Source organism: Janibacter terrae (assembly GCF_039636765.1).
GTDB classification, from domain to species: Bacteria; Actinomycetota; Actinomycetes; order Actinomycetales; family Dermatophilaceae; genus Janibacter; species Janibacter terrae.
In genome coordinates this window covers 1,164,154-1,184,390 of sequence record NZ_CP144167.1, presented here as the reverse complement: position 1 = coordinate 1,184,390, position 20,237 = coordinate 1,164,154, and the positions used below count along the sequence as shown (strand labels likewise).

The 20,237-nt window shown below is 71.6% G+C and carries 21 protein-coding genes; 9 read left to right on the top strand and 12 right to left on the bottom strand.

Annotation, left to right across the window (positions count from 1 at the left end; translation table 11 throughout):
* Positions 1 to 2 precede the first annotated feature (2 nt).
* Positions 3 to 1,556 carry a histidine ammonia-lyase gene (gene hutH / locus V3C34_RS06000; protein WP_346008296.1) on the bottom strand — a complete coding sequence of 518 codons (1,554 nt, stop codon included), beginning with the start codon at positions 1,554 to 1,556 and terminating at the stop codon, positions 3 to 5.
* A 79-nt stretch (positions 1,557 to 1,635) separates the two neighbouring features.
* Here hutH and V3C34_RS05995 point away from each other — a divergent pair, with 79 nt between their 5' ends.
* Positions 1,636 to 2,376, top strand: a complete 741-nt coding sequence (locus V3C34_RS05995; RefSeq protein WP_068325931.1) for an IclR family transcriptional regulator — start codon at positions 1,636 to 1,638, stop codon at positions 2,374 to 2,376.
* 224 nt (positions 2,377 to 2,600) lie between these two features.
* Here the strand turns inward: V3C34_RS05995 and V3C34_RS05990 are convergent, their stop codons facing one another.
* The gene (locus V3C34_RS05990) at positions 2,601 to 3,653 is read right to left on the bottom strand and encodes a 4-hydroxy-3-methylbut-2-enyl diphosphate reductase (RefSeq protein ID WP_346008295.1); all 1,053 of its coding nucleotides are present in this window, start codon (positions 3,651 to 3,653) and stop codon (positions 2,601 to 2,603) included.
* 90 nt (positions 3,654 to 3,743) lie between these two features.
* On the opposite strand from V3C34_RS05990, the gene xseA reads away from it, so the two are divergent.
* Together xseA and V3C34_RS05980 are read left to right on the top strand one after the other, a co-directional pair.
* Positions 3,744 to 4,976: an exodeoxyribonuclease VII large subunit gene (xseA, locus tag V3C34_RS05985; RefSeq protein ID WP_346008294.1), complete on the top strand. Its 1,233-nt coding sequence runs from the start codon at positions 3,744 to 3,746 to the stop codon at positions 4,974 to 4,976.
* Positions 4,977 to 5,150: 174 nt separating this feature from the next.
* Positions 5,151 to 5,429 (top strand): exodeoxyribonuclease VII small subunit, encoded by a 279-nt coding sequence (locus tag V3C34_RS05980; RefSeq protein WP_346008293.1) that lies wholly within the window; start codon positions 5,151 to 5,153, stop codon positions 5,427 to 5,429.
* Between the two features lie 68 nt (positions 5,430 to 5,497).
* Here the strand turns inward: V3C34_RS05980 and V3C34_RS05975 are convergent, their stop codons facing one another.
* Entirely contained in the window at positions 5,498 to 6,172 is a 675-nt protein-coding gene (locus V3C34_RS05975) for a DUF4245 domain-containing protein (protein WP_345913067.1), read from the bottom strand.
* Between the two features lie 79 nt (positions 6,173 to 6,251).
* Between V3C34_RS05975 and glpX the strand changes: the two genes are divergently transcribed.
* The 3 genes from glpX to V3C34_RS05960 are packed head-to-tail and all read left to right on the top strand — an operon-like array spanning position 6,252 to position 8,871.
* Positions 6,252 to 7,268 (top strand): class II fructose-bisphosphatase, encoded by a 1,017-nt coding sequence (gene glpX, locus V3C34_RS05970; protein ID WP_068325941.1) that lies wholly within the window; start codon positions 6,252 to 6,254, stop codon positions 7,266 to 7,268.
* 2 nt (positions 7,269 to 7,270) lie between these two features.
* Positions 7,271 to 8,221: a PfkB family carbohydrate kinase gene (locus V3C34_RS05965; protein ID WP_068325944.1), complete on the top strand. Its 951-nt coding sequence runs from the start codon at positions 7,271 to 7,273 to the stop codon at positions 8,219 to 8,221.
* A complete protein-coding gene (locus V3C34_RS05960) occupies positions 8,218 to 8,871 on the top strand; it encodes a class I SAM-dependent methyltransferase (RefSeq protein ID WP_346008292.1) in 654 nt (217 codons plus the stop codon). Before V3C34_RS05965 ends, V3C34_RS05960 begins: the two co-directional genes overlap by 4 nt.
* 27 nt (positions 8,872 to 8,898) lie before the next feature.
* On the opposite strand, the gene V3C34_RS05955 is transcribed toward V3C34_RS05960, so the two are convergent.
* The 4 genes from V3C34_RS05955 to V3C34_RS05940 are packed head-to-tail and all read right to left on the bottom strand — an operon-like array spanning position 8,899 to position 13,294.
* Positions 8,899 to 10,152 (bottom strand): ABC transporter ATP-binding protein, encoded by a 1,254-nt coding sequence (locus V3C34_RS05955; protein WP_068325959.1) that lies wholly within the window; start codon positions 10,150 to 10,152, stop codon positions 8,899 to 8,901.
* 28 nt (positions 10,153 to 10,180) lie between these two features.
* Positions 10,181 to 11,038 carry a carbohydrate ABC transporter permease gene (locus V3C34_RS05950; protein WP_068325960.1) on the bottom strand — a complete coding sequence of 286 codons (858 nt, stop codon included), beginning with the start codon at positions 11,036 to 11,038 and terminating at the stop codon, positions 10,181 to 10,183.
* Position 11,039: 1 nt separating this feature from the next.
* Complete coding sequence (locus V3C34_RS05945; protein ID WP_068425471.1) at positions 11,040 to 11,990, bottom strand: carbohydrate ABC transporter permease; 951 nt, start codon at positions 11,988 to 11,990, stop codon at positions 11,040 to 11,042.
* The gene (locus V3C34_RS05940; RefSeq protein WP_169701953.1) at positions 11,987 to 13,294 is read right to left on the bottom strand and encodes an extracellular solute-binding protein; all 1,308 of its coding nucleotides are present in this window, start codon (positions 13,292 to 13,294) and stop codon (positions 11,987 to 11,989) included. The genes V3C34_RS05945 and V3C34_RS05940 overlap by 4 nt, the downstream gene beginning before the upstream one ends.
* Before the next feature lie 195 nt (positions 13,295 to 13,489).
* Here V3C34_RS05940 and V3C34_RS05935 point away from each other — a divergent pair, with 195 nt between their 5' ends.
* Positions 13,490 to 14,005, top strand: a complete 516-nt coding sequence (locus V3C34_RS05935; protein ID WP_068325965.1) for a beta-class carbonic anhydrase — start codon at positions 13,490 to 13,492, stop codon at positions 14,003 to 14,005.
* Positions 14,006 to 14,074: 69 nt separating this feature from the next.
* On the opposite strand, the gene glmM is transcribed toward V3C34_RS05935, so the two are convergent.
* The gene (gene glmM, locus V3C34_RS05930) at positions 14,075 to 15,424 is read right to left on the bottom strand and encodes a phosphoglucosamine mutase (RefSeq protein WP_068425479.1); all 1,350 of its coding nucleotides are present in this window, start codon (positions 15,422 to 15,424) and stop codon (positions 14,075 to 14,077) included.
* Positions 15,425 to 15,542: 118 nt separating this feature from the next.
* Here glmM and V3C34_RS05925 point away from each other — a divergent pair, with 118 nt between their 5' ends.
* Positions 15,543 to 16,679 carry a glutamate--cysteine ligase gene (locus V3C34_RS05925; RefSeq protein WP_068325970.1) on the top strand — a complete coding sequence of 379 codons (1,137 nt, stop codon included), beginning with the start codon at positions 15,543 to 15,545 and terminating at the stop codon, positions 16,677 to 16,679.
* A 105-nt stretch (positions 16,680 to 16,784) separates the two neighbouring features.
* Here V3C34_RS05925 and rpsI read toward each other — a convergent pair whose 3' ends face one another.
* On the bottom strand, positions 16,785 to 17,300 hold the full coding sequence (rpsI, locus tag V3C34_RS05920) for a 30S ribosomal protein S9 (RefSeq protein ID WP_068325975.1): 516 nt from the start codon (positions 17,298 to 17,300) through the stop codon (positions 16,785 to 16,787).
* A gap of 30 nt (positions 17,301 to 17,330) precedes the next feature.
* Positions 17,331 to 17,774: a 50S ribosomal protein L13 gene (rplM, locus tag V3C34_RS05915; RefSeq protein ID WP_068329044.1), complete on the bottom strand. Its 444-nt coding sequence runs from the start codon at positions 17,772 to 17,774 to the stop codon at positions 17,331 to 17,333.
* 231 nt (positions 17,775 to 18,005) lie between these two features.
* Between rplM and V3C34_RS05910 the strand changes: the two genes are divergently transcribed.
* Positions 18,006 to 18,572 (top strand): ArsR/SmtB family transcription factor, encoded by a 567-nt coding sequence (locus V3C34_RS05910; RefSeq protein WP_068325978.1) that lies wholly within the window; start codon positions 18,006 to 18,008, stop codon positions 18,570 to 18,572.
* 39 nt (positions 18,573 to 18,611) lie between these two features.
* On the opposite strand, the gene truA is transcribed toward V3C34_RS05910, so the two are convergent.
* Entirely contained in the window at positions 18,612 to 19,442 is an 831-nt protein-coding gene (gene truA, locus V3C34_RS05905) for a tRNA pseudouridine(38-40) synthase TruA (protein ID WP_068329047.1), read from the bottom strand.
* Positions 19,443 to 19,533: 91 nt separating this feature from the next.
* Positions 19,534 to 20,235, bottom strand: coding sequence for a 50S ribosomal protein L17 (rplQ, locus tag V3C34_RS05900; RefSeq protein ID WP_068325981.1), 702 nt, complete (start codon positions 20,233 to 20,235; stop codon positions 19,534 to 19,536).
* Between the last annotated feature and the right edge of the window lie 2 nt (positions 20,236 to 20,237).

The following is a 20,237-nucleotide window of genomic DNA, read 5'->3' as shown; positions in this document are numbered from 1 at the left end:
GACTAGCTGAGTGGGCCGGTCGCGGACTGAGCGGCGGCGAGGACGGACCCGTCGACGACGGCCGCGTGGGCGGCCGCCAGGTCCGGTGAGGTGAAGCGGTCGGGTCCGGGGGTGACCCGGCCGTGCGCGGCGAGGGCCTCGATGACGGCGCCCGACGCCGGACCGGGGCGAAGGGGGGCCCGCAACGCGATCCCCCGCGCCGCGGTGTGCAGCTCGACGGCCACGACCCGCGCGAGCGCGTCGACCGAGCGACGCAGCTTGCGCGCCGCGCCCCAGCCCATCGACACGTGGTCCTCCTGCATCGCGCTGCTCGGGATCGAGTCGACGCTCGCGGGGGCGGCGAGGCGCTTCATCTCCGAGACCATGCCCGCCGCCGTGTACTGGGCGATCATCAGCCCGGAGTCGGTGCCGGGGTCGTCCGCGAGGAAGGGCGGGAGGCCGTGGTTGCGCGCGACGTCGAGGAAGCGGTCGGTACGTCGCTCGCTCATGCTCGCGACGTCCGCGGCGACGATCGCGAGGAAGTCGAGGACGTAGGCGATCGGCGCCCCGTGGAAGTTGCCGTTGGACTCGACCCGGCCGTCGAGCGTGACGACCGGGTTGTCGATGGCCGAGGCGAGCTCGTACCCGGCAACCGTCGCGGCGTGCTCGACGGTGTCGCGGGCACCGCCGTGGACCTGCGGTGCGCAGCGCAGCGAGTAGGCGTCCTGGACACGAGTGCACGCCGTCGGGTCGCGATGGCTGTCGCGGATCGGGCTGTCCCGCAGCACTGCTCGCAGGTTGGCCGCGGAGAGCGCTTGGCCCGGCTGGGGGCGCAGGGCGTGCAGGTCGGCGGCGAAGACGTCGTCGGTGCCGAGGAGGCCCTCGATGCTCATCCCGGCGGCGATGTCGGCCGTGGTGAGCAGCCGACGCAGGTCGTGGACGGCGAGGCAGAGCATGCCGAGCATGCCGTCGGTGCCGTTGATGAGGGCGAGGCCCTCCTTCTCGTGGAGCTCGACCGGGGTCAGTCCCGCGGCGGCCATCGCGTCGGCGGCGGGGAGGTGCTCACCGTCCGCGACGACCTCCCCTTCGCCCATGAGGACGAGGGCGCAGTGGCTGAGCGGCGAGAGGTCACCGGAGCAGCCGAGTGAGCCGTACTCGTGGACCACGGGCGTGATCCGCTGCTGGATGAGTGCGAGGTAGAGGCGCAGGGTCTCCTCGCGGATGCCGGTACGGCCGGTCGCGAGGGTCTGCACGCGCAGGAGCATGAGCGCGCGGACGACCTCCGCCTCGACCTCCGCGCCGGCCCCGGCGGCGTGGCTGCGCACGAGCGAGCGCTGCAGCTGCGTGCGCTTCTCGTGCGGGATGTGGGTCGTGGCGAGCGCACCGAACCCCGTGGAGACGCCGTAGTGCGCCTCGGTGTCCTGCGCCAGGCCCTCGATGACCGTGCGGGCGGCGCGCACGCGCTCCCAGGCGGCGTCGCTGATGGTGACCGGCGCGCCGTGCCGGGCGACGGCGACGACCTCGTCGATGGTGAGGGGCCGGTCGCCGAGGATGACGGCGCTGGTGTCGGTGCTCATGCGTCCATGCAACTCCTCCCCGCCCCTGCCCGGGCACCGACCAGACCGGATAGTGTCTCGGATACGAGACAGGAGCCTCATGCCCAATGCCTCCGCCGCAGGCCATGCCCTGCGTGCCCTGACCCACCTGGCCAGTCGCGCCGAGCCGATCCCGGCGGCCCACCTCGCCCGGGCCCTCGGCCTGCCGCGCAGCAGCACCTACCATCTGCTCAGCGTGCTCGTGGAGCACGGCTACGTCGTCCACTACGAGGAGGAGCGCACCTACGGCATCGGTGCTGCCGTCCACGAGCTCGGCGCCGGCTACCAGCGCCAGGACCCGCTCCAGCGCCTCGCCCGCCCGCTCGTCGAGCGCCTCGTCGACTCCACGACGCACAACGCCCACCTCGCGGTGCTCTCGGGGCGCGACGTCCTCTACGTCATCGAGGAACGTGCGGCGGGACGCCCTTCGCTCGTCACGGACGTGGGCGTGCGCCTGCCCGCGACGGTGACCGCCAGCGGTCTGGCGATGCTCGCGGCGCTGCCGCGGCGCCAGGTGACCGCGCTGTACCCGTCGGCCACGGTCATGGTGAGCGAGGGCCCCTTGACCCCGTCGGCGTTGCGACGCGAGCTCGTCGACGTGCGGGCACGGGGCTTCGCGGTGGAGGTCGGCTCCGTCTCCCCCGGGCTCTCGTCCGTCGCCGCGGCGGTCCTCGACCGCGACGGCCACCCGGTCGCCGCGGTGGCGCTCACCTACCGCAGCGATGAGGTGGACGAAGGGGGTGCCGCCGGCCTCGCCGCGAGCGCCCGGGAGACGGCCGGCCGGATCAGCGCCCGCCTCTGACGCCACGCAGCGCCCCCCTGTGCCAGAGTGCGACGGGACGTCGTCGTCGAAGAAGGGCTGGGCGGTCATGCGCATCGTCGTGGGCGCCCCGGTCAGGCACCGCGCCGGACGTGCAGCCCTCACCGGAGCAGATCGACGGGGAGCTGGCCAGTGCGGGGACTACCGCGTCGTGGACGGGTAGCTCGCCGAGGACGGGTCAGTCGGCGCTCGCCGTGGGTGCTGTGTCAGTGCAGCTGGCCGGCGTCGCCGAGCGCGCCGGCGTCGTGCTTCATCTGGTCGCTCATGCCCGCGGCCTTGAGGTCGCGACGCAGCTCCTTGGGCAGGGCGAAGAGGAGCGACTCCTCGGCGGCGACGATCGGCTGCGGCTCGCCGTAACCACGCGCCGCGAGGAAGTCGAGGACCCCGCGCACGAGGATCTCGGGGACGGACGCACCGGAGGTGACGCCGACGGTGCGCACCCCCTCGAGCCAGGCCTCGTCGATCTCCTCGGCGTAGTCGACGAGGTGCCCGTCGCGCGAGCCGTGCTCGATCGCGACCTCGACGAGACGCACCGAGTTGGAGGAGTTGCGCGAGCCGACGACGATCATCAGGTCGCACTCCTGGGCCATCTGCTTCACGGCGAGCTGGCGGTTCTGCGTCGCGTAGCAGATGTCGTCGCTCGGCGGGTCCTGCAGCTGGGGGAACTTCTCCCGCAGGCGCCGCACGGTCTCCATCGTCTCGTCGACGGACAGGGTGGTCTGGGAGAGCCAGACGACCTTGTCGGGGTCGCGGACCTCGACGTTGGCGACGTCGTCGGGGCCCTCGACGAGCGTGATGTGCTCGGGCGCCTCCCCGGAGGTGCCGACGACCTCCTCGTGGCCCTCGTGACCGATGAGCAGGATGTCGAAGTCGTCGTCGGCGAAGCGCACGGCCTCGCGGTGGACCTTGGTCACGAGCGGGCAGGTCGCGTCGATCGTCTTGAGGCTGAGCGCCTTGGCCTCCTCGTGGACGACCGGGGCGACGCCGTGCGCGGAGAAGACGACGGTCGCGCCCTCGGGGACCTCGTCGGTCTCCTCGACGAAGATCGCGCCGCGCTTCTCCAGCGTGGTGACGACGTGCTTGTTGTGGACGATCTCCTTGCGGACGAATACCGGCGGCCCGTAGAGCTCGAGGGCCTTCTCGACGGTGACGACGGCGCGGTCGACGCCGGCGCAGTACCCACGGGGGGCCGCGAGCAGGACGCGCTTGGCGTCCTGCGGGGCCGCGCCGGCGATGGGCTGGGTCGCACTGGTGGTCATGGCCCCATCGTAGGTGAGGGCCCTGAGCGGGCCCTGACCGTAGGGCCCCGGGACCGAGCGCCGCCGTCGGGGGCCTCGTACGCTGGCCCCGTGAGCGCACCCCTGCCGGACAAGGCCGCCGACACCACGGCCGAGCAACCCTGGCCGGTGCGCCTGCTCAGCATGAAGATCGCCGAGTACGTCGATCGCATGTCGGTCACCTGGGTCGAGGGGCAGGTCGTCCAGCTGACTCGCCGGCCCGGCGCGCGCACCGCGTGGCTGACCCTGCGTGACCCCGACGTCGACATGTCCCTGTCGTGCATGGTCCGCACGACGGCCCTGGACGCCATGCCCACGCCGCTCGGCGAGGGGGCCCGCGTCGTCGTCCAGGCCAAGCCGAGCTACTGGACCCAGCGCGGCTCGCTGTCGATGGACGTGCGCCAGATCCGTCCGGTCGGCGTCGGTGAGCTGCTCGCCCGCATCGAGTACCTCAAGCAGCACCTGCGCTCGGAGGGGCTCTTCGACGCCTCCCGCAAGCGGTCCCTCCCCTTCCTGCCCCGCCGCGTCGGGCTCGTCTGCGGGCGCGCGAGCGCCGCCGAGCGCGACGTCGTGGAGAACGCCCGTCGCCGCTGGCCGGGCCTCCCCTTCGCCGTCAAGCAGGTCGCGGTGCAGGGACCCACCGCGGTGACCGAGGTCGTGGCGGCGATCGCCGAGCTCGACGCCATGGACGACGTCGACGTCATCATCGTCACCCGCGGCGGCGGGTCGGTCGAGGACCTGCTGCCCTTCAGCAACGAGACGATGGTGCGGGCCGTCGCCGAGGCGCGCACCCCCGTCGTGAGCGCGATCGGGCACGACGTCGACGCCCCGCTGCTCGACCTCGTCGCCGACGTGCGTGCCTCCACCCCGACCGATGCCGCCAAGCTCGTGTGCCCCGACGCCGCCGCCGAGCGCGCCGGGGTCCTCGACGCCCGGGGTCGCGCCCGGGCGGCCCTGGCCGGGTTGGTCGAGCGGGAGCGCCGCGGCCTGGTGCACCTCACGAGCCGGCCGGTGCTCACCGACCGGACGGCCTTCGTCCGCGGCCAGCGCGAGGTCGTCGAGTCGCTGCGGCGGCGCGCCCACGGCCGGGTCGAGGCGCGCCTGCACCGCGAGCGCGACCGCATCATCCACCTGCGCGCCCAGGCCCGGGTGCTCTCCCCCGCGTCCACCCTCGAGCGCGGGTACGCGATCGTCCAACGGCCCGAAGGGGAGGTCATCACCTCACGTGAGCCCCTCGCCGTCGACGAGCTGCTGCGCGTGACGGTGGCGGACGGCGACTTCGCCGTGCGGGTCACCGGATCCTGACCGCCCTTCGTCGCCGGAAAGTTACTTGCGGGTACGACGTGCACTACAGGAGCAGAAGCGCGCACGAACCCCGAGATCTCGGGATTCGGCCACCGCAGATCCCGCCAGCATGTCGTCGTACCCGCGGGTCACGAGCCGGGACCGACGTCGGATGCCACGCATAGGGTGGCGTCCATGGCCATCGATCCGCAGCAGACCGAGCAGGAGCAGACCGACGTCGCCGACCTCAGCTACGAGGAGGCGCGGCAGGAGCTGATCGACCTCGTCGCCCGGCTCGAAGGGGGTCAGGCCGGCCTCGAGGAGTCGATGCGGCTGTGGCAGCGCGGCGAGGCGCTGGCCGCGCACTGCGAGGCGTGGCTCGACAAGGCCGAGGCGAGCCTGTCGCCGGACGCGGCCGCTCCCCCTTCGTCGGCCACCACGCCCGCACCGACCGACAGCCCCACCGACGACTGACCGCTCGCCCGCATTCCCCTAGGGCAATGCAGGTTCAGGTCCGCATTGCCCTAGGGAAATGCAGGTCCTCAGCTGCTCGCGGAGGGTGTGGGGTTGGTGACCTTCGCGGGCTCCAGGTGATCGGCGAAGAGCTCGAGCTGCTCCCAGCTCCCGGTACCGGTCACGAGCGTGGTCAGCTCGCCCTTGTCCTCGGGGACGTGGACGAGGCTGCGCTGGATCTTGCCCTCACGGTCCCGCTTGACCCAGCTGGTCCCGTCCTTGGTCTCGAGCACACCGACGCGGGCGCCGTTGTTGGTCTGGGTGTCGACCCAGGCCTTGCCGGGGTCGAGGGCCTGCTGCACCGACACGTACTCGCCGTCGGGCGTGGTGTAACCCGCGTTCCAGACCATGACCCCGTCCTTGGAGCGGACGTAGCGCACGTTCGTGGCGACCCAGCCGTCCGGCAGGCCCTTCGCGTGGGCGAAGGGCTGCCCGGCCTGCTGCGCGCGGTACTGCGCGGTACCGGCGACGTCGACGGACTCGGGCGTGCGGTTGTTGGCCCGGCCGGTCATGAAGAACAGGGCCAGGGTGATCGCGACGATGACGGCCATCGAGCGCACCATGTTGGCGGTCGTGCCCTTGGCGTAGTGGCTGGCGCCACGCGCGGGCACCCCCTGCTGCGCGGCCAGCTCGGTCGGGGTCAGATCGCGCTGCGGCGCGTCGGCGGGGGCGGTCTCGGCGGGCTCGCCGGGGGTCGAACTCATGGATGACATGGTCGCACGCGCGCATGGGAGCGGCAGATAGGCTCGGAGGCGACGAGCACCACGCCACCCGAGGAGAACGATGAGCGAGTCCAAGCCCACCCAGAGCGCCGCGGTGATGCACCCCGACCGCAACCTCGCGATGGAGCTCGTGCGCGTCACCGAGGCCGCCGCCCTCGCCGGCGGGCGGTGGGTCGGTCGTGGTGACAAGAACACCGCCGACGGCGCCGCCGTCGACGCCATGCGCGAGATGATCTCGAGCATCCAGATGGACGGCACCGTGATCATCGGCGAAGGCGAGAAGGACGAGGCCCCGATGCTCTACAACGGCGAGAAGGTCGGCGACGGCACCGGCCCCGCCTGTGACGTCGCGGTCGACCCGATCGACGGCACGACCCTCACCGCGAAGGGGATGACCAACGCGGTCTCCGTCATGGCCGTCGCCGACCGCGGGACCATGTACGACCCGAGCGCCGTGTTCTACATGGACAAGCTCGTCACCGGTCCCGACGCCGCCGACACCGTCGACATCCGCCTGCCCGTCGCGGAGAACATCCGTCGCATCGCCAAGGCCAAGCGCACCCAGCCCGAGGACGTCACGGTCGTCATGCTCGACCGTCCCCGTCACGCCGAGCTGGCCGAGCAGGTCCGGGCTGCCGGGGCGCGGATCCGCTTCATCTCCGACGGTGACGTCGCCGGCGCGATCATGGCCGCGCGCCCCGACACCGGCATCGACCTGCTCCTCGGTGTCGGCGGCACCCCCGAGGGGATCATCACCGCCTGCGCGATCAAGTGCCTCGGCGGCGTCATCCAGGGCAAGCTGTGGCCCCGCGACGACGAGGAGCAGCAGCACGCGATCGACGAGGGCCACGACCTCGACCGGGTCCTCACGACCGACGACCTCGTGCAGACCGACAACTGCTACTTCGTCGCCACCGGCATCACCGACGGCGAGCTGCTCCGTGGGGTGCGCTACCGCGCCGGCGGCGCGACGACCCACTCCCTCGTCATGCGCAGCAAGTCCGGGACGACCCGCCTCGTCGAGGCCCACCACAACCTGACCAAGGTGCAGCGGCTCTCCCCCGCGCTCACCTCCTAGCCGTGCCCAGCCTCCGCCGCACTCCCGCCCCGGCCCCCACCCTCGTCGTCGGCGAGTCGCTCGTCGACGTCGTCGTCGGCGCGGACGGGAGCCGGGACGAGCACGTCGGAGGCAGTCCGCTCAACGTCGCGGTGGGGCTGGCCCGGTTGGACCACCGGGTCAGCCTGGCGACGTGCTTCGGCCGGGACGCCCGCGGCGCGACGATCGGTGCCCACCTCGCCGATGCCGACGTCCACCTCCTGCCCGGCAGCGACAGCGCCGAGGAGACCTCGGTCGCGACCGCGACGATCGACACCACCGGCGCCGCGACCTACGACTTCGACCTCACCTGGCGGATGCCGCAGCTGCCACAGGTCACCGGGCACCTGCACACCGGCTCGATCGGCGCGCTGCTCGGTCGCGGCGGCGTCGACGTGCTCGCTGCCATGTCGGGCGCGGCACGCACCACCACCGTCTCCTACGACCCCAACGTGCGCCCCGCGCTCCTGCCCGATCGCGAGGTCGCGCTCGCGGAGATCGAGCGCCGCGTCGCCGTGAGCGATGTCGTCAAGGTGAGCGACGAGGACCTCGAGTGGCTCGCCGGCGGCCCGCTCGACGGCGACGCCGTCGCCGACCGGCTCCGCGCCTGGCGGGCGCTCGGACCCACCCTCGCCGTCGCCACCCTGGGGGCGAAGGGGGCCATGGTCATCCTCCCTTCGGGTCGCCGCGTGGACCTGCCGGGTCGTCAGGTGGTGGTCGCCGACACCGTGGGTGCCGGGGACTCCTTCATGGCCGGGCTGGTCTCCGGGCTCCTCGACGCCGGCCTGCTCGGTGGCGCGGACGCGCGCAGGCGCCTGCGCAAGGCGCGCGGTTCCGTCGTGGTGCCCGCGGTGCAGCGCGGCATCGACGCGTCGGCGCTCACCGTGCAGCGCCCGGGAGCACAGCCGCCCACCCGCGCCGACCTCGCCCGGTGAGCGACTGGGGCCGCCGGGCCGGGGAGCTCAGCGACGAGGCCATCGCCGCGGGCGAGCCCACGGCGTGGTTCGAACGGCTCTACGCCGAGGCGAGCTCCGGCACGATCGGCATGCCGTGGTCACGCACCGACCCCCACCCCGAGCTGGCTCATTGGGCGGCCACGCGCGGACCGACCCTCGACGGGCGCGCCGTCGTCGTGGGCTGCGGGCTCGCGGCCGACGTCGCCTTCCTGGCTGCTCAGGGCTGGACGACCACCGGGTTCGACCTGTCCCCCTCGGCCATCGCCGAGGCGCGGCGCCGGCACCCCGCGCTCGACCTGCACGTCGCCGACCTCACCGACCTGCCGCGGGAGTGGGCCGGGGCCTTCGACCTCGTCGTCGAGATCTTCACCCTCCAGGCCGTCGAGGCCCGCGTGCGTCCGACCCTGGCCACTGGTGTGCGCAGCCTCCTCGCGCCCGGCGGGCGGCTCCTCGCGATCCAGTACCGGCACGACGGGAGCGGGTCCCCGCAGGACGGACCGCCCTTCGCGCAGACCCGCGACGCGATGCTCGCCCTCGGCCAGGGACTGCGCCTGGTCTCCCTCGACGAGGTCCCCGGCCCGCTGTGGGTCGCCGAGTACACCCGGGACGGCGACGCCCCCGACCGCTGATGCGGCCGGGGGCGGTCGGGTGTCCCGTCAGGCGGTGGGCTGCGCCTCGCGTGCCTTGGCCCGCTCGAGCGCGCGGGTGCGGTCCTCCTCCGACTGCCGGGCGAGGTCCGCTGCCCGCTCCTCGTCGCGGGTGAGGCAGTCCCCCGACTCCGGGTCGAAGACGTGCATGAGGGCCGGGTCGAAGACGAAGTGCCCGTCGTCGCCCTCACGCACCCGCGAACGCGGGTCGAGGTTGATGACCATCTGGGTGCGCATGCCCTCGCCGTCGAGCTCCTTGTCCAGCTCGTCGAGCTTGGCCTTGACGTCACCCTCGACCGAGAAGGGCACGTAGGCGTACTGCTCGTTGCCCAGCCACTCCGTCTGGTCGACGGGCGCATCGAAGTGCACGCCCTGGCTCGGGACGTCGCCCAGGTCGGAGTCCTTGATGTGCTCGGGTCGGATGCCGACGATGAGCAGGCCCGTGCCGCCGGCCCGCTCGCGCACGGCCGCCGGCAACGGCACCCGGCAGAAGGGCAGGACGAGCTCGTCGCCCTCGATCTCCGCGGGCAGGAAGTTCATCGGCGGGGTGCCGATGAAGCCCGCGACGAAGAGGTTGACCGGCTGGTCGTAGAGCTCGCGGGGGCTGGCGCACTGCTGCAGGACGCCCTTCTTGAGCACTGCGACCCGGTCACCGAGGGTCAGGGCCTCGGTCTGGTCGTGGGTGACGTAGATCGTCGTGACACCGAGACGCCGCTGCATGCGTGCGATCTCGGTGCGCATCTGCCCGCGCAGCTTGGCGTCGAGGTTGGACAGCGGCTCGTCGAAGAGGAAGCCGTCCGCGTCACGCACGATCGCCCGCCCCATCGCGACTCGTTGCCGCTGGCCGCCGGAGAGGTTGGCCGGCTTGCGCTCGAGGTGCTCGTCGAGCTCGAGCATGGCGCTCGCGGCGGTGACCTTCTGCCGGACCTCCTCCTCGCTGTGCGCCCCCTTCGCCAGACGAAGGGGAAAGGCGATGTTCTCGAACACGCTCAGGTGCGGGTAGAGCGCGTAGTTCTGGAAGACCATCGACAGGTTGCGGTCCTTCGGGGACTTGTCGTTGACCCGCTCGCCGTCGATGAGCAGGTCGCCGCTCGTGATGTCCTCGAGCCCGACGACCATGCGCAGCAGCGTCGACTTCCCGCACCCGGACGGGCCGACGAAGATCATGAACTCGCCGTCCTTGATGTCCAGGCTCACGTCGTTGACCGCCGGGAAGCCGTCGCCGTACTTCTTGACGAGGTTGTTGAGGGTGATCTCAGCCATGGGATTCTCCAGTTCTTGAAGGCGGGGGTCAGCCCTTGACGGCGCCCGAGGTCAGGCCGGCGACGATCCGGCGCTGGAAGATCAGCACGAGGATGACGACGGGGATGGTGACGACGACGGAGGCCGCCATGATGGCGCCCGTCGGCTGCTCGAACTGGCTGGCCCCGGTGAAGAAGGCCAGCGCGGCGGGGACCGTGCGGGCCTGGTCGGAGGTCAGCGAGATCGCGAAGACGAAGTCGTTCCACGCGGTGAAGAAGGTGATGATCGCCGTGGTGAAGACGCCGGGTGCGGCGAGCGGGATGATCACCTTGCGGAAGGCCTGCCAGCTGCTCGCGCCGTCGACCTGGGCGGCCTGCTCCATCTCCCACGGGATCTGCGTGAAGAAGGCCGACATCGTCCAGATCGACAGCGGCAGGGTGAGTGCGAGGTAGGGGATGATCAGGCCCGGGATCGTGTCGAAGAGCCCGACCCGCCGCCACACGTCGAACAGGGGCGTGACCATCGCGACGACGGGGAAGAAGCTGACCGCGAGCGCGGTCGTGAGGATCATCTTCTTGCCCTTGAACTCCAGCCGCGAGATCGCGTACGCGCAGAACATCGCGAGCACGACCGAGATGAGGGTCGCGAGCAGGCAGACGATGAGCGAGTTGCGCAACGCCGGCATGAAGAGGTCGCTCGCTCCCCCGGTGAAGATCAGCCGGTAGTTGTCGAGCGTCGGGTCCTTCGGCCAGAAGTTGCCGAGATAGCTCGACTCCGGGTCCGCGAGGGTGTCGGCACTCTTGAGCGAGAGCGAGAGCATCCACAGCAGCGGCAGCGCGGTCCAGATCATGATCGGCACGGCGAGGGCGGTCCACAGTCCCGACCCCTTGATCGGCTCCTTGGCCATGTCAGTTCCTCCCCTGGGTCAGGTCGACCTTGAAGCCGCGGACGAAGAGCGCCGCGATGGCGAGCACGCAGAGGAAGAGGATCACCGACAGCGCCGACCCGAGGCCGATCTCCGTCCGGTCGATCGTCTGCCGGTAGATCAGGCCGGAGAGGGAGTTCGTCCCGTTGGCACCTCCGGTCATGATGAAGATGTTGTCGAAGATGCGGAAGGCGTCGAGGGTGCGGAAGAGCACCGCCACCATGATCGCCGGCTTCATGTTCGGCAGGATCACCTTGACCAGCACCTGCAGCCACGAGGCGCCGTCGACCTTGGCCGCCTCCTCCATCGAGGTGTCGACCTGGGCGAGGCCAGCCAGGAGCAGCAGCGACATGAACGGCGTGGTCTTCCAGATCTCCGAGAGGCAGATGACGAAGATCGAGGGCCAGAAGCTGCCGAACCAGTCGTAGTTCTCGCTGACGCCCGGGACCCAGCTCGTCCACCTGTTCACGAAGCCCGTGTCGGTGCGGTACATGAAGAGCCAGGTGAAGCCGGAGACCACCGTGATGATCGAGTACGGGATGAGCACGATGGTCCGCAAGGTGCGCCGCGGGAGCACGATCCGGTGCATCACCAGGGCGATGATGAAGCCGAGGATCAGCTCGACGACGACGGTGATGACGGTGATGAGTACCGTCGCCCACATCGCGCTCCAGAAGACGGAGTCGCTGAAGGAGACGATGTAGTTGTTGAGCCCGACGAACTCGCGGTTCGCGGGGTCGGTGAGCCGGTAAGCGAAGAAGCTGTTCCACACGGCCTGCAGGATCGGGTAGGCCGTGACGAGCAGCATGACGACGAAGGCCGGCATGGCGAGCTTCCAGCCCAGTCGCTCCTCGGCCCGGGAGCGGTCGGACAGGCGGGGCTTGGCCCTCCTCGTCCTCGTCACCTCCGGCGACGGGTCGGTCACGGTACTCACAGCAACGCATCTCCCTTCAGCACGTCCTGGAGCAAGGTAGTCGTCTGCTGCGGCGTGCTCCCCGGGTCGACCGACCCCGGTGGGCTGTACTCACGCTGGATCCCGCTGGAGACATCGCCGTAGTACTGCGTCAGCGGACGCGGTCCGCTGGAGTCGAGGGACTGGCGGATCAGGGCCGCCATGGGGAAGGCCTTCTTCACCTCCGGGTCGTCGTAGACCGCCTTGCGGGCGGCCGGGTTGCCGGTGCCGACCATGTACTTCTTCTGGCTCTCCTCGGAGGTCAGGCACTCGACGGCGTCCCACGCCTGCTCCTGCTTCTCCGAGGAGGAGGCGACGGCCATCTCGATGCCGCCGAGCGGGGGCTTGGACTTGGTGCCCTCGACCGTCTGCGGGTAGCGCGCCCAGGCGAGGTCCTTCATCCAGTCGACCTTCGCGCCCGAGAGCGCGGCGTAGACGTAGGGCCAGTTGACCATGAAACCGGCCTGCTCGTTCTGGAACATGTCCAGCGTCGTCGTCTCGTTGGTCGAGCTGAGGGCCGGTCCACCGACGCCCTCGGAGGAGACGGAGCGGATGATCTCCGCGGCCTTCTTGCCCCCCTCGGACTCGAGGCCGAACTTCAGCTGGCCGCCGTCGGCACCGGGGTTCTCGACGATGTGGTCACCGCCGCCCTCGACGAGCGCGTTGATCCACACCATGTAGCCCTCGTAGCGCGAGGCCTGCACACCGATCTCGCTGTCGGTCTCCTTGGCAGCCTTGATCACCTGGTCCCAGGTGACCGGCTTGGTCATGTCGAGTCCGGCCTTCTTGGCGACCGACTTGCGGTACCAGAGGAGCTGGGTGTTGGCCCAGAAGGGAGCGGCGTACAGCTCGTCCTTCCACGTCGCGTTGGTGACGGAGGGGTCCACCGCGTCGCCGGTGAACTCCTCCTTCTTGTCCTGCGGCACCGGCGCGAGGAAGCCGGCCTCGGCGAACTCAGCGACGAAGACCGGGTCGATCGACATGAGGTCGACGCCCTTGTCCTGCGAGGCGAGGCGCCGCAGGAGCTGCTGGCGCTGGTCGCTCGCGCTGTTGGGCAGGAGCTGGACGCCGATCGTGTAGGCGCCGTCGGAGGCGTCCGAGCACTCCTTGGCCAGCTGGGCCTGGCCGCCACCGGCGGGGTCGGAACCACCACCATCGGGATTGATGTACCAGGTGAGATGGGCGGTACCCCCGCCACTGCTGTCGTCGCCGCACGCGGCCAGCCCGAGGCTGGCGGCGGTGGCCGCGGCCGCCATGAAGGCGATCCGACGCCGTCGTCGTGTCACCACGTCACTCCTCTCGTCCCGGGCGCGACAAGGACACACGACGTCGCCTCCCTGCGCCCTTGTCTACACCCCGGACGTGGTCCGCACCACGTTCCCGCGGCCACGATCTCGGGTCGCGACGTGTTTGTGATGACAGGGGTCAAGTGGGGTCCGGCGCCGGGTCTAGTGTGCAAGGACCACGTCGAAAGGAACCCGATGCCCGCAACCCCGTCCGCCCCTGAGGACTTCGCCGACCTGATGGCGGCCAACCAGACCTTCTCCGAGAGCTTCGCGCTGAGCGGCTTCGACGGGATCGCCCACGCGGGCGTCGCGATCGTCACCTGCATGGACAGCCGGATCGACCCGCTCGGCATGCTCGGCCTCGCCCCGGGCGACGCCAAGATCTTCCGCAACCCCGGCGGTCGCGTCACCTCTGCCGCGCTCGAGGCCCTCGTCCTCGGCGTGCACCTGCTCAAGGTCGAGCGCATCCTCGTCATCCCGCACACCCGGTGCGCCATGGGCAGCGCCACGGAGGACGAGTTCCGGGCCAAGGTCGGCGCCTCCGCCGGCCAGGACGCCTCGTGGCAGGGCTTCCACGTCGTCCACGACCAGCTCGACGCCCTGCGCCAGGATGTCGCCGCCGTGCGCACGCACCCGCTCATCGCCGGGCGCGCCAAGGTCGGCGGCTTCGTCTACGACGTCGACACCGGCCTGCTCGCCCAGCACTTCTGAGTCGGACCCGCCCGTGGCGACAGGGGTCGCACGTCCCCTGTCACCACGGGCAGCATCGTCTGAGCGGCGTCAGAGCGCCAGGCGCTCCCTGACGACGCCGGAGAGCCGTTCGGCGGTGGCGAGGGCCCGCTCGTGGGTCGCGGCCTCGACCATGACCCGCACGACCGGCTCGGTGCCGGACTTGCGCAGCAGGACGCGACCCTCTTCGGCGAGCGAGGTCTCCTCCTCGACGACGGCGGCGCGCACCCCTTCGTCCCCGTCGACGCGGTGCTTGTCGACGCCCTTGACGTTGATGAGGACCTGGGGCATGCGGGTCATCGCAGCGGCGAGCTCGGACATCGGCCGCCCGGTGGCGGCGACCCGGGCGGCGAGCATAAGGCCGGTGAGGACGCCGTCGCCGGTCGTGGCGTGCTCGAGCATGATGACGTGGCCGGACTGCTCGCCACCGAGCGAGTAGCCGCCCCTGCGCATCTCCTCGAGGACGTAGCGGTCGCCGACGCCTGCCTGGACGACGGTGATGCCGGCCCGCTCCATGGCCCGGATGAGCCCGAGGTTGCTCATGACCGTCGCGACGAGGGTGTCGTCGACGAGCTGCCCGCGCTCTTTGAGGTCGATCGCGAGGATCGCCATGATCTGGTCGCCGTCGATCGGCTGGCCCGCGGCGTCGACCGCGAGGCAGCGGTCGGCGTCGCCGTCGTGGGCGATGCCCAGGTCGGCGCCGTGGCGCAGGACCGCCTCCTGCAGCGGCTCGAGGTGGGTGGAGCCGACCCCGTCGTTGATGTTGAGCCCGTCGGGGTGGGCGCCGATGACGTGCACGGTGGCCCCGGCGAGGCGGAAGACCTCCGGCGAGACCTCGCTCGCGGCGCCGTGGGCGGTGTCGAGGACGATCGTCAACCCGTCGAGGCGCTGCGGCACGGCCTGGAGCAGGTGGCGCACGTAGCGGGTGCCCCCGTCCTCCATGCGGGTCACGCGGCCCACGTCGACACCGGTCGGACGCTCCGGCTCCTCGCCCATCGCGGCCTCGATGGCGTCCTCGACGGCGTCGGGCAGCTTGTGCCCACCGAGGGCGAAGAACTTGATCCCGTTGTCCGGCATGGCGTTGTGCGAGGCGGAGAGCATGACGCCGAAGTCGGCGCGCGTGTCGGCCGTCAGGTAGGCGACGGTCGGGGTGGGGACCACGCCCGCGTCGAGGACGTCGACGCCGCTGCTCGCGAGGCCCGCGATGACCGCCGCGGAGAGGAACTCACCCGAGGCCCGTGGGTCCCGCCCCACGACGGCGAGGGGTCGCCGCCCCTCCGTGCCCTCGGGGTCGCGCAGCACGAGTGCCGCCGCCTGGGCCAGTCGCAGGGCGAGGTCGGCCGTGATGACCTCGCCGTTGGCCAGACCGCGCACACCGTCGGTACCGAAGAGTCGGGACATGGATGGAACTACCTCTCGTGGGGGGACCGCCGCATGTCGCAGGGGCAGCGGGCCTGATCGACGATACCCGCTGGTTACGCTGGAGGACCGCAGGTCCAGGGTGTCGAGAGAGAGCACGATGATCGAGTTCACGCCGTCCGACGGCCCCACCCTCGGGGTCGAGTGGGAGATCGCGCTCGTCGACGGCGAGACCTTCGACCTCGTCCCGCTGGCGGACAGCGTCGTCGAGCCGCTCGCCGCCGAGGACGGCCTCGCGCCCAAGCTGCACCGCGAGCTGCTGACCAACACCGTCGAGATCGTCACGGACAAGTGCCGGACCGTGCCCGAGGTGGTCGCCGACCTCTCCGCGAGCCTCACCCGGCTGCGCTCGCTCACCGACGACCTGGGTCTGGAGATGCTCTGCGCGGGCACGCACCCCTTCGCTCGGTGGGAGTCCCAGCAGGTCAGCGAGGGCGCGCGCTACGCGACTCTCATCGACCGCACCCGGTGGTGGGGCCGGCAGATGCTCATCTACGGGGTGCACACGCACGTCGGCGTGACCCACCGCGACAAGGTGCTGCCCCTCCTCGGCGGCATGCTCACCTACGCCCCGCACCTGCAGGCGCTCTCCGCGTCGTCGCCGTGGTGGGGCGGGGTCCCGACCGACTACGCGAGCAACCGGGCCCAGATGTTCCAGCAGCTGCCGACGGCCGGCCTGCCCTTCCAGTTCGACACCTGGGCCGAGTACGAGCGCTACGTCGACGACCTGCTCGTCACCGGCGTCATCGACGAGATCAAGGAGATCCGGTGGGACCTGCGGCCCTCACCGCGCCTCGGCACCCTCGAGGTGCGGGTCTGCGACGGTGTCCCGACGATCCACGAGATCGCCGCCATCACGGCCCTCACCCAGTGCCTGATGGTCCACCTCGACGACCGGCTGACCGACGGCGGCACGATCCCGGTCCTGCCGCCGTGGCACGTCCAGGAGAACAAGTGGCGCGCCGCCCGCTACGGCATGGACGCGATCATCATCCTCGACTCGCGCAACCGCGAGCGCCTCGTCACCGACGAGCTGCACGACCTGCTCGAGCGCCTCTCCCCCATCGCCCGCCGCCTCGGCTGCGAGGCCGAGCTCGCCGGGGTCGAGGACATCATCCGCAGCGGCGCCAGCTACCAGCGCCAGCTCGCCGTGGCCCAGGCGCACGACGGTGACCTCGTCGAGGTGGCGCGCTCGCTCGCGGCCGAGATGCGGGCCGGGCGGCCGCTGCCCGCCTAGGCCCCGCGCACGGCGAAGGGCGCCCCCCACCGTGAGGTGAGTGGCGCCCTTCGTGGTCTCCGGGTGCGTGCTGCGCACGCTCCTCGACAGCGGGTGATCGGTGGATCAGCGCTTGCTGTACTGCGGGGCCTTGCGGGCCTTCTTGAGACCGGCCTTCTTGCGCTCCGGGACGCGGGCGTCACGGGTGAGGTAGCCGGCCTTCTTCAGCGTGGCGCGGTTGAGCTCGGGGTCGACCCCGTTGAGCGAGCGCGCGACGCCGAGCCGCACGGCACCGGCCTGGCCGGAGGGGCCACCGCCGTGGACGCGCACGAGCACGTCGTAGGCGCCGTCGAGCTCGAGCGCGACGAGCGGCTCGTTGACGATCTGCTGGTGGACCTTGTTCGGGAAGTACTCCTCGAGCGTGCGCCCGTTGACCTTCCACTCGCCGGTGCCCGGGACGATCCGGACGCGGGCGATGGCCTGCTTGCGGCGACCGGTGGCCGCGCCGGGAGCGGAGGCCGAGGGACGGCGCACGGGCTCGTCGGAGCCGCCGGCGACGGGGCCCTCGGACTCGGAGGTGTAGGAGCTCAGCTCGGGCTCGTCGCCCTCGAGCACCTCGGTGTTTTCGGTGGTCTCAGCCACGGGTAATCCTCAGTTCCTGATCGGGCGCGCTTACTGCGCGACCTGCGAGATCGTGTAGGGGGTGGGCTGCTGGGCGGCGTGCGGGTGCTCGGCACCCGCGTAGACCTTGAGCTTGTCCAGCTGCTGGCGGCCGAGGCTGTTGCGCGGGAGCATGCCGCGGACGGCCTTCTCCACGGCGCGGGTCGGGTGCTTCTCGAGCATCTCGGTGTAGTTCATCGACGACAGGCCGCCCGGGTGACCGGAGTGGCGGTAGGCGCGCTTCTGCTCGGCCTTGGCGCCGGTGAGCGCGATCTTGTCGGCGTTGATGATGATGACGAAGTCGCCGGTGTCCACGTGGGGGGCGAAGGTCGTCTTGTGCTTGCCGCGCAGCAGGATGGCGGCCTGGCTCGCGAGGCGGCCGAGCACGACGTCCGTGGCGTCGATGACGTGCCACTGACGGGTGATCTCACCGCCCTTGGGGGTGTACGTGCGCATGTTCATGCCTTCTGCTCGTCCGTCCCCCTCGTGGTTGAGCGAAGGGGAGGCGCCGCTCGTCCCCGCAGGGACGCGGCGCCGCTTCGATCAATTCTACGGGGGCCGTGCGGCCTGCCGAAATCCGTGCGGACGGGTCACAACCCTTGCAGGACAGGGCTTTTCGCCCCCTTCGACCGCTGCGTGCAGGATCTGCGCCGGACAACTGCACAATACTTGTGCAATTCTTGGGCGGTGACCGAGACCCCGTCCGCCGCTCCTTGGCGCCTGCTGGCGCACCCGCTGCGCTCCCGGATCCTCGCCCACCTGCGGCTGCACGGCGGCGCGACGGCCGCGGAGCTGGCCCGCGCCCTCGGCACCAACACCGGCGCCACGAGCTACCACGCCCGCGTGCTCGCCCAGGCCGGGCTGCTCGAGGACACCGGGCTGGGTGACGGGCGCTCGCGGGTGTGGGCCGCCGCCGAGAGCGACGAGGAGGAGGACCTCGAGACGGTCGCCGTGAGCACGATCGACGACGCGGAGGAGCTCGCCGACGCGCTCTGGCTCGCCCACGACCTCGTCGACCACCACGCCCAGCGACAGCACGCGTGGATCGACTCCCAGGTCTCGTGGCCGCTCGTGTGGCAGGAGGAGTGCGGCATCGAGGACCGCGAGGTGCTCGTCGACGAGACCCAGCTGGCCGCACTGCGCGCCGAGCTCGGCGCCGTCCTCGACCGCTACCGACGGCGTGGCGCGGGCACACCCGGAGCGCGACGGGTCACGGCCACCGTGGCGCTCACCCCGCTCCCCCGGCGCCCGTAGGGTGGCCGCTGCCACCCGGGTCCGCCGAGCGCGACCAGGTCACTCCTCGCGTCGGGCCCGGGCCTCGAGCGCCCGGGCCGCCAGCGCGTCGTCGGCCGGGTACCCGACCTCGACGAGGCAGAGCCCGTGCGCCGGCATCACCTTCACGCGCGGGTCGCGCACACCCGTGGTGAGGACCTCGGCGGGGAAGTCCGTCCCGCGCGCCCCCGTCCCCACCGGCACGAGCGCGCCGATGAGCGCGCGCACCATCGAGTGGCAGAAGGCGTCGGCGAGCACGCTCGCCTCGAGCAGCCCGTCCTCGCGGCGGGTCCAGTCGTAGCGCAGCAGCGTGCGGGTGGTGCTCGCCCCCTCGCGCTTCTTGCAGAAGGCCGCGAAGTTGCGCAGCCCGAGCAGCTGCCGGGTGGCGGAGTTCATGGCGTCCACGTCGAGCGGCGTGCGCAGGCTGACGACCTCGCGCCGACGAAGGGGGTCCACCCGCGCCGGGTCGTCGCACACGAGGTAGCGGTAGCGCCGGCTCACGGCCGAGAAGCGCGCGTCGAAGCCCTCGGGCGCGACCCGTACGCGGTGCACGACGGCGTCGGGCGGCAGGACGCCGCGCAGGCGGGTCGCCAGGGCTTCCTCGGGGCGACGGCCCGAGTGCCCGACCGCGCGCTCCAACTCATCCGGCTCGATGTCGACGTGCACGACCTGCCCGGCCGCGTGGACGCCGGCGTCGGTGCGCCCGGCGACGGTCAGCCGCGCCGGCTCGGCCAGACGCAGCACCGTCGTGATCGCCGCCGACAGCTCGGCCTCGACGGTCCGCAGTCCGGGCTGCGCCGCCCACCCGTGGAAGTCGGTCCCGTCGTAGGCGAGGTCGAGGCGCAGCCGCATGCGGGCCAGCGTAGGCGAGCCGACGACGAAGGGGGCCGCACCCGTCACGGGTGCGGCCCCCTTCGCCGGGGTGTCCGAGGACTCAGGCGGCTCAGGCCTCCTCGTCGGACTCCTGCTGCTTGGCCTCGCCGCCGGCCGGCTCGAAGCCGGCCGCCTTGGCCTCGTCGGCGTTCTTGAACCAGACCTCGGCGGTGGTCTGGTCGTACCACTGCGAGCCCGCGACATGGTACTTCATCGAGTCGAGGTTGCCCTTGACCGTGTACTCGTCGCTCGGCGCGGCACCGTCCTCGAGCGGCGCAACGGCACCCTCGGGCAGGTCCACGAGCGCGGCGGGGGCAGCGGTCTCGGCCTCGGTCTCGGCCGCCTCGTCACGGGCGGAGCGCTGCGTGGCGGCCTCCGCCTCGGCGACGACCGCTCGCCGGGGCTTGGCGTCGACGGGCTCGCGGACGAGCTCGATGACGCACATGGGGGCGTTGTCACCCTTGCGGGCGGCGATCTTCGTGATCCGGGTGTAGCCACCCGGGCGGTCGGCCACGTCGGGCGCGATCTCGACGAAGAGGCGGTGGACGACGCTCTTGTCCTTGACGACCGTCATGACCTTGCGGCGGGCGTGGAGGTCACCACGCTTGGCGAAGGTGATGAGGCGCTCGGCCAGGGGACGCAGACGCTTGGCCTTGGCCTGCGTCGTCGTGATCTGGTCGTGCTCGAAGAGCGCGGTGGCGAGGTTCGCGAGGATGAGCCGCTCGTGAGCCGGGCCGCCACCGATACGGGGACCCTTGGTGGGGGTGGGCATGT

Bases quoted from the DNA above. Each gene is read 5' to 3' on its own strand.
- hutH (WP_346008296.1), bottom strand. From the start codon at position 1,556: ATGAGCACCGACACCAGCGCCGTCATCCTCGGCGACCGGCCCCTCACC.
- V3C34_RS05995 (WP_068325931.1), top strand. From the start codon at position 1,636: ATGCCCAATGCCTCCGCCGCAGGCCATGCCCTGCGTGCCCTGACCCAC.
- V3C34_RS05990 (WP_346008295.1), bottom strand. From the start codon at position 3,653: ATGACCACCAGTGCGACCCAGCCCATCGCCGGCGCGGCCCCGCAGGAC.
- V3C34_RS05980 (WP_346008293.1), top strand. From the start codon at position 5,151: ATGGCCATCGATCCGCAGCAGACCGAGCAGGAGCAGACCGACGTCGCC.
- V3C34_RS05975 (WP_345913067.1), bottom strand. From the start codon at position 6,172: ATGAGTTCGACCCCCGGCGAGCCCGCCGAGACCGCCCCCGCCGACGCG.
- glpX (WP_068325941.1), top strand. From the start codon at position 6,252: ATGAGCGAGTCCAAGCCCACCCAGAGCGCCGCGGTGATGCACCCCGAC.
- V3C34_RS05955 (WP_068325959.1), bottom strand. From the start codon at position 10,152: ATGGCTGAGATCACCCTCAACAACCTCGTCAAGAAGTACGGCGACGGC.
- V3C34_RS05950 (WP_068325960.1), bottom strand. From the start codon at position 11,038: ATGGCCAAGGAGCCGATCAAGGGGTCGGGACTGTGGACCGCCCTCGCC.
- V3C34_RS05935 (WP_068325965.1), top strand. From the start codon at position 13,490: ATGCCCGCAACCCCGTCCGCCCCTGAGGACTTCGCCGACCTGATGGCG.
- glmM (WP_068425479.1), bottom strand. From the start codon at position 15,424: ATGTCCCGACTCTTCGGTACCGACGGTGTGCGCGGTCTGGCCAACGGC.
- V3C34_RS05925 (WP_068325970.1), top strand. From the start codon at position 15,543: ATGATCGAGTTCACGCCGTCCGACGGCCCCACCCTCGGGGTCGAGTGG.
- rplM (WP_068329044.1), bottom strand. From the start codon at position 17,774: ATGCGCACGTACACCCCCAAGGGCGGTGAGATCACCCGTCAGTGGCAC.
- truA (WP_068329047.1), bottom strand. From the start codon at position 19,442: ATGCGGCTGCGCCTCGACCTCGCCTACGACGGGACCGACTTCCACGGG.
- rplQ (WP_068325981.1), bottom strand. From the start codon at position 20,235: ATGCCCACCCCCACCAAGGGTCCCCGTATCGGTGGCGGCCCGGCTCAC.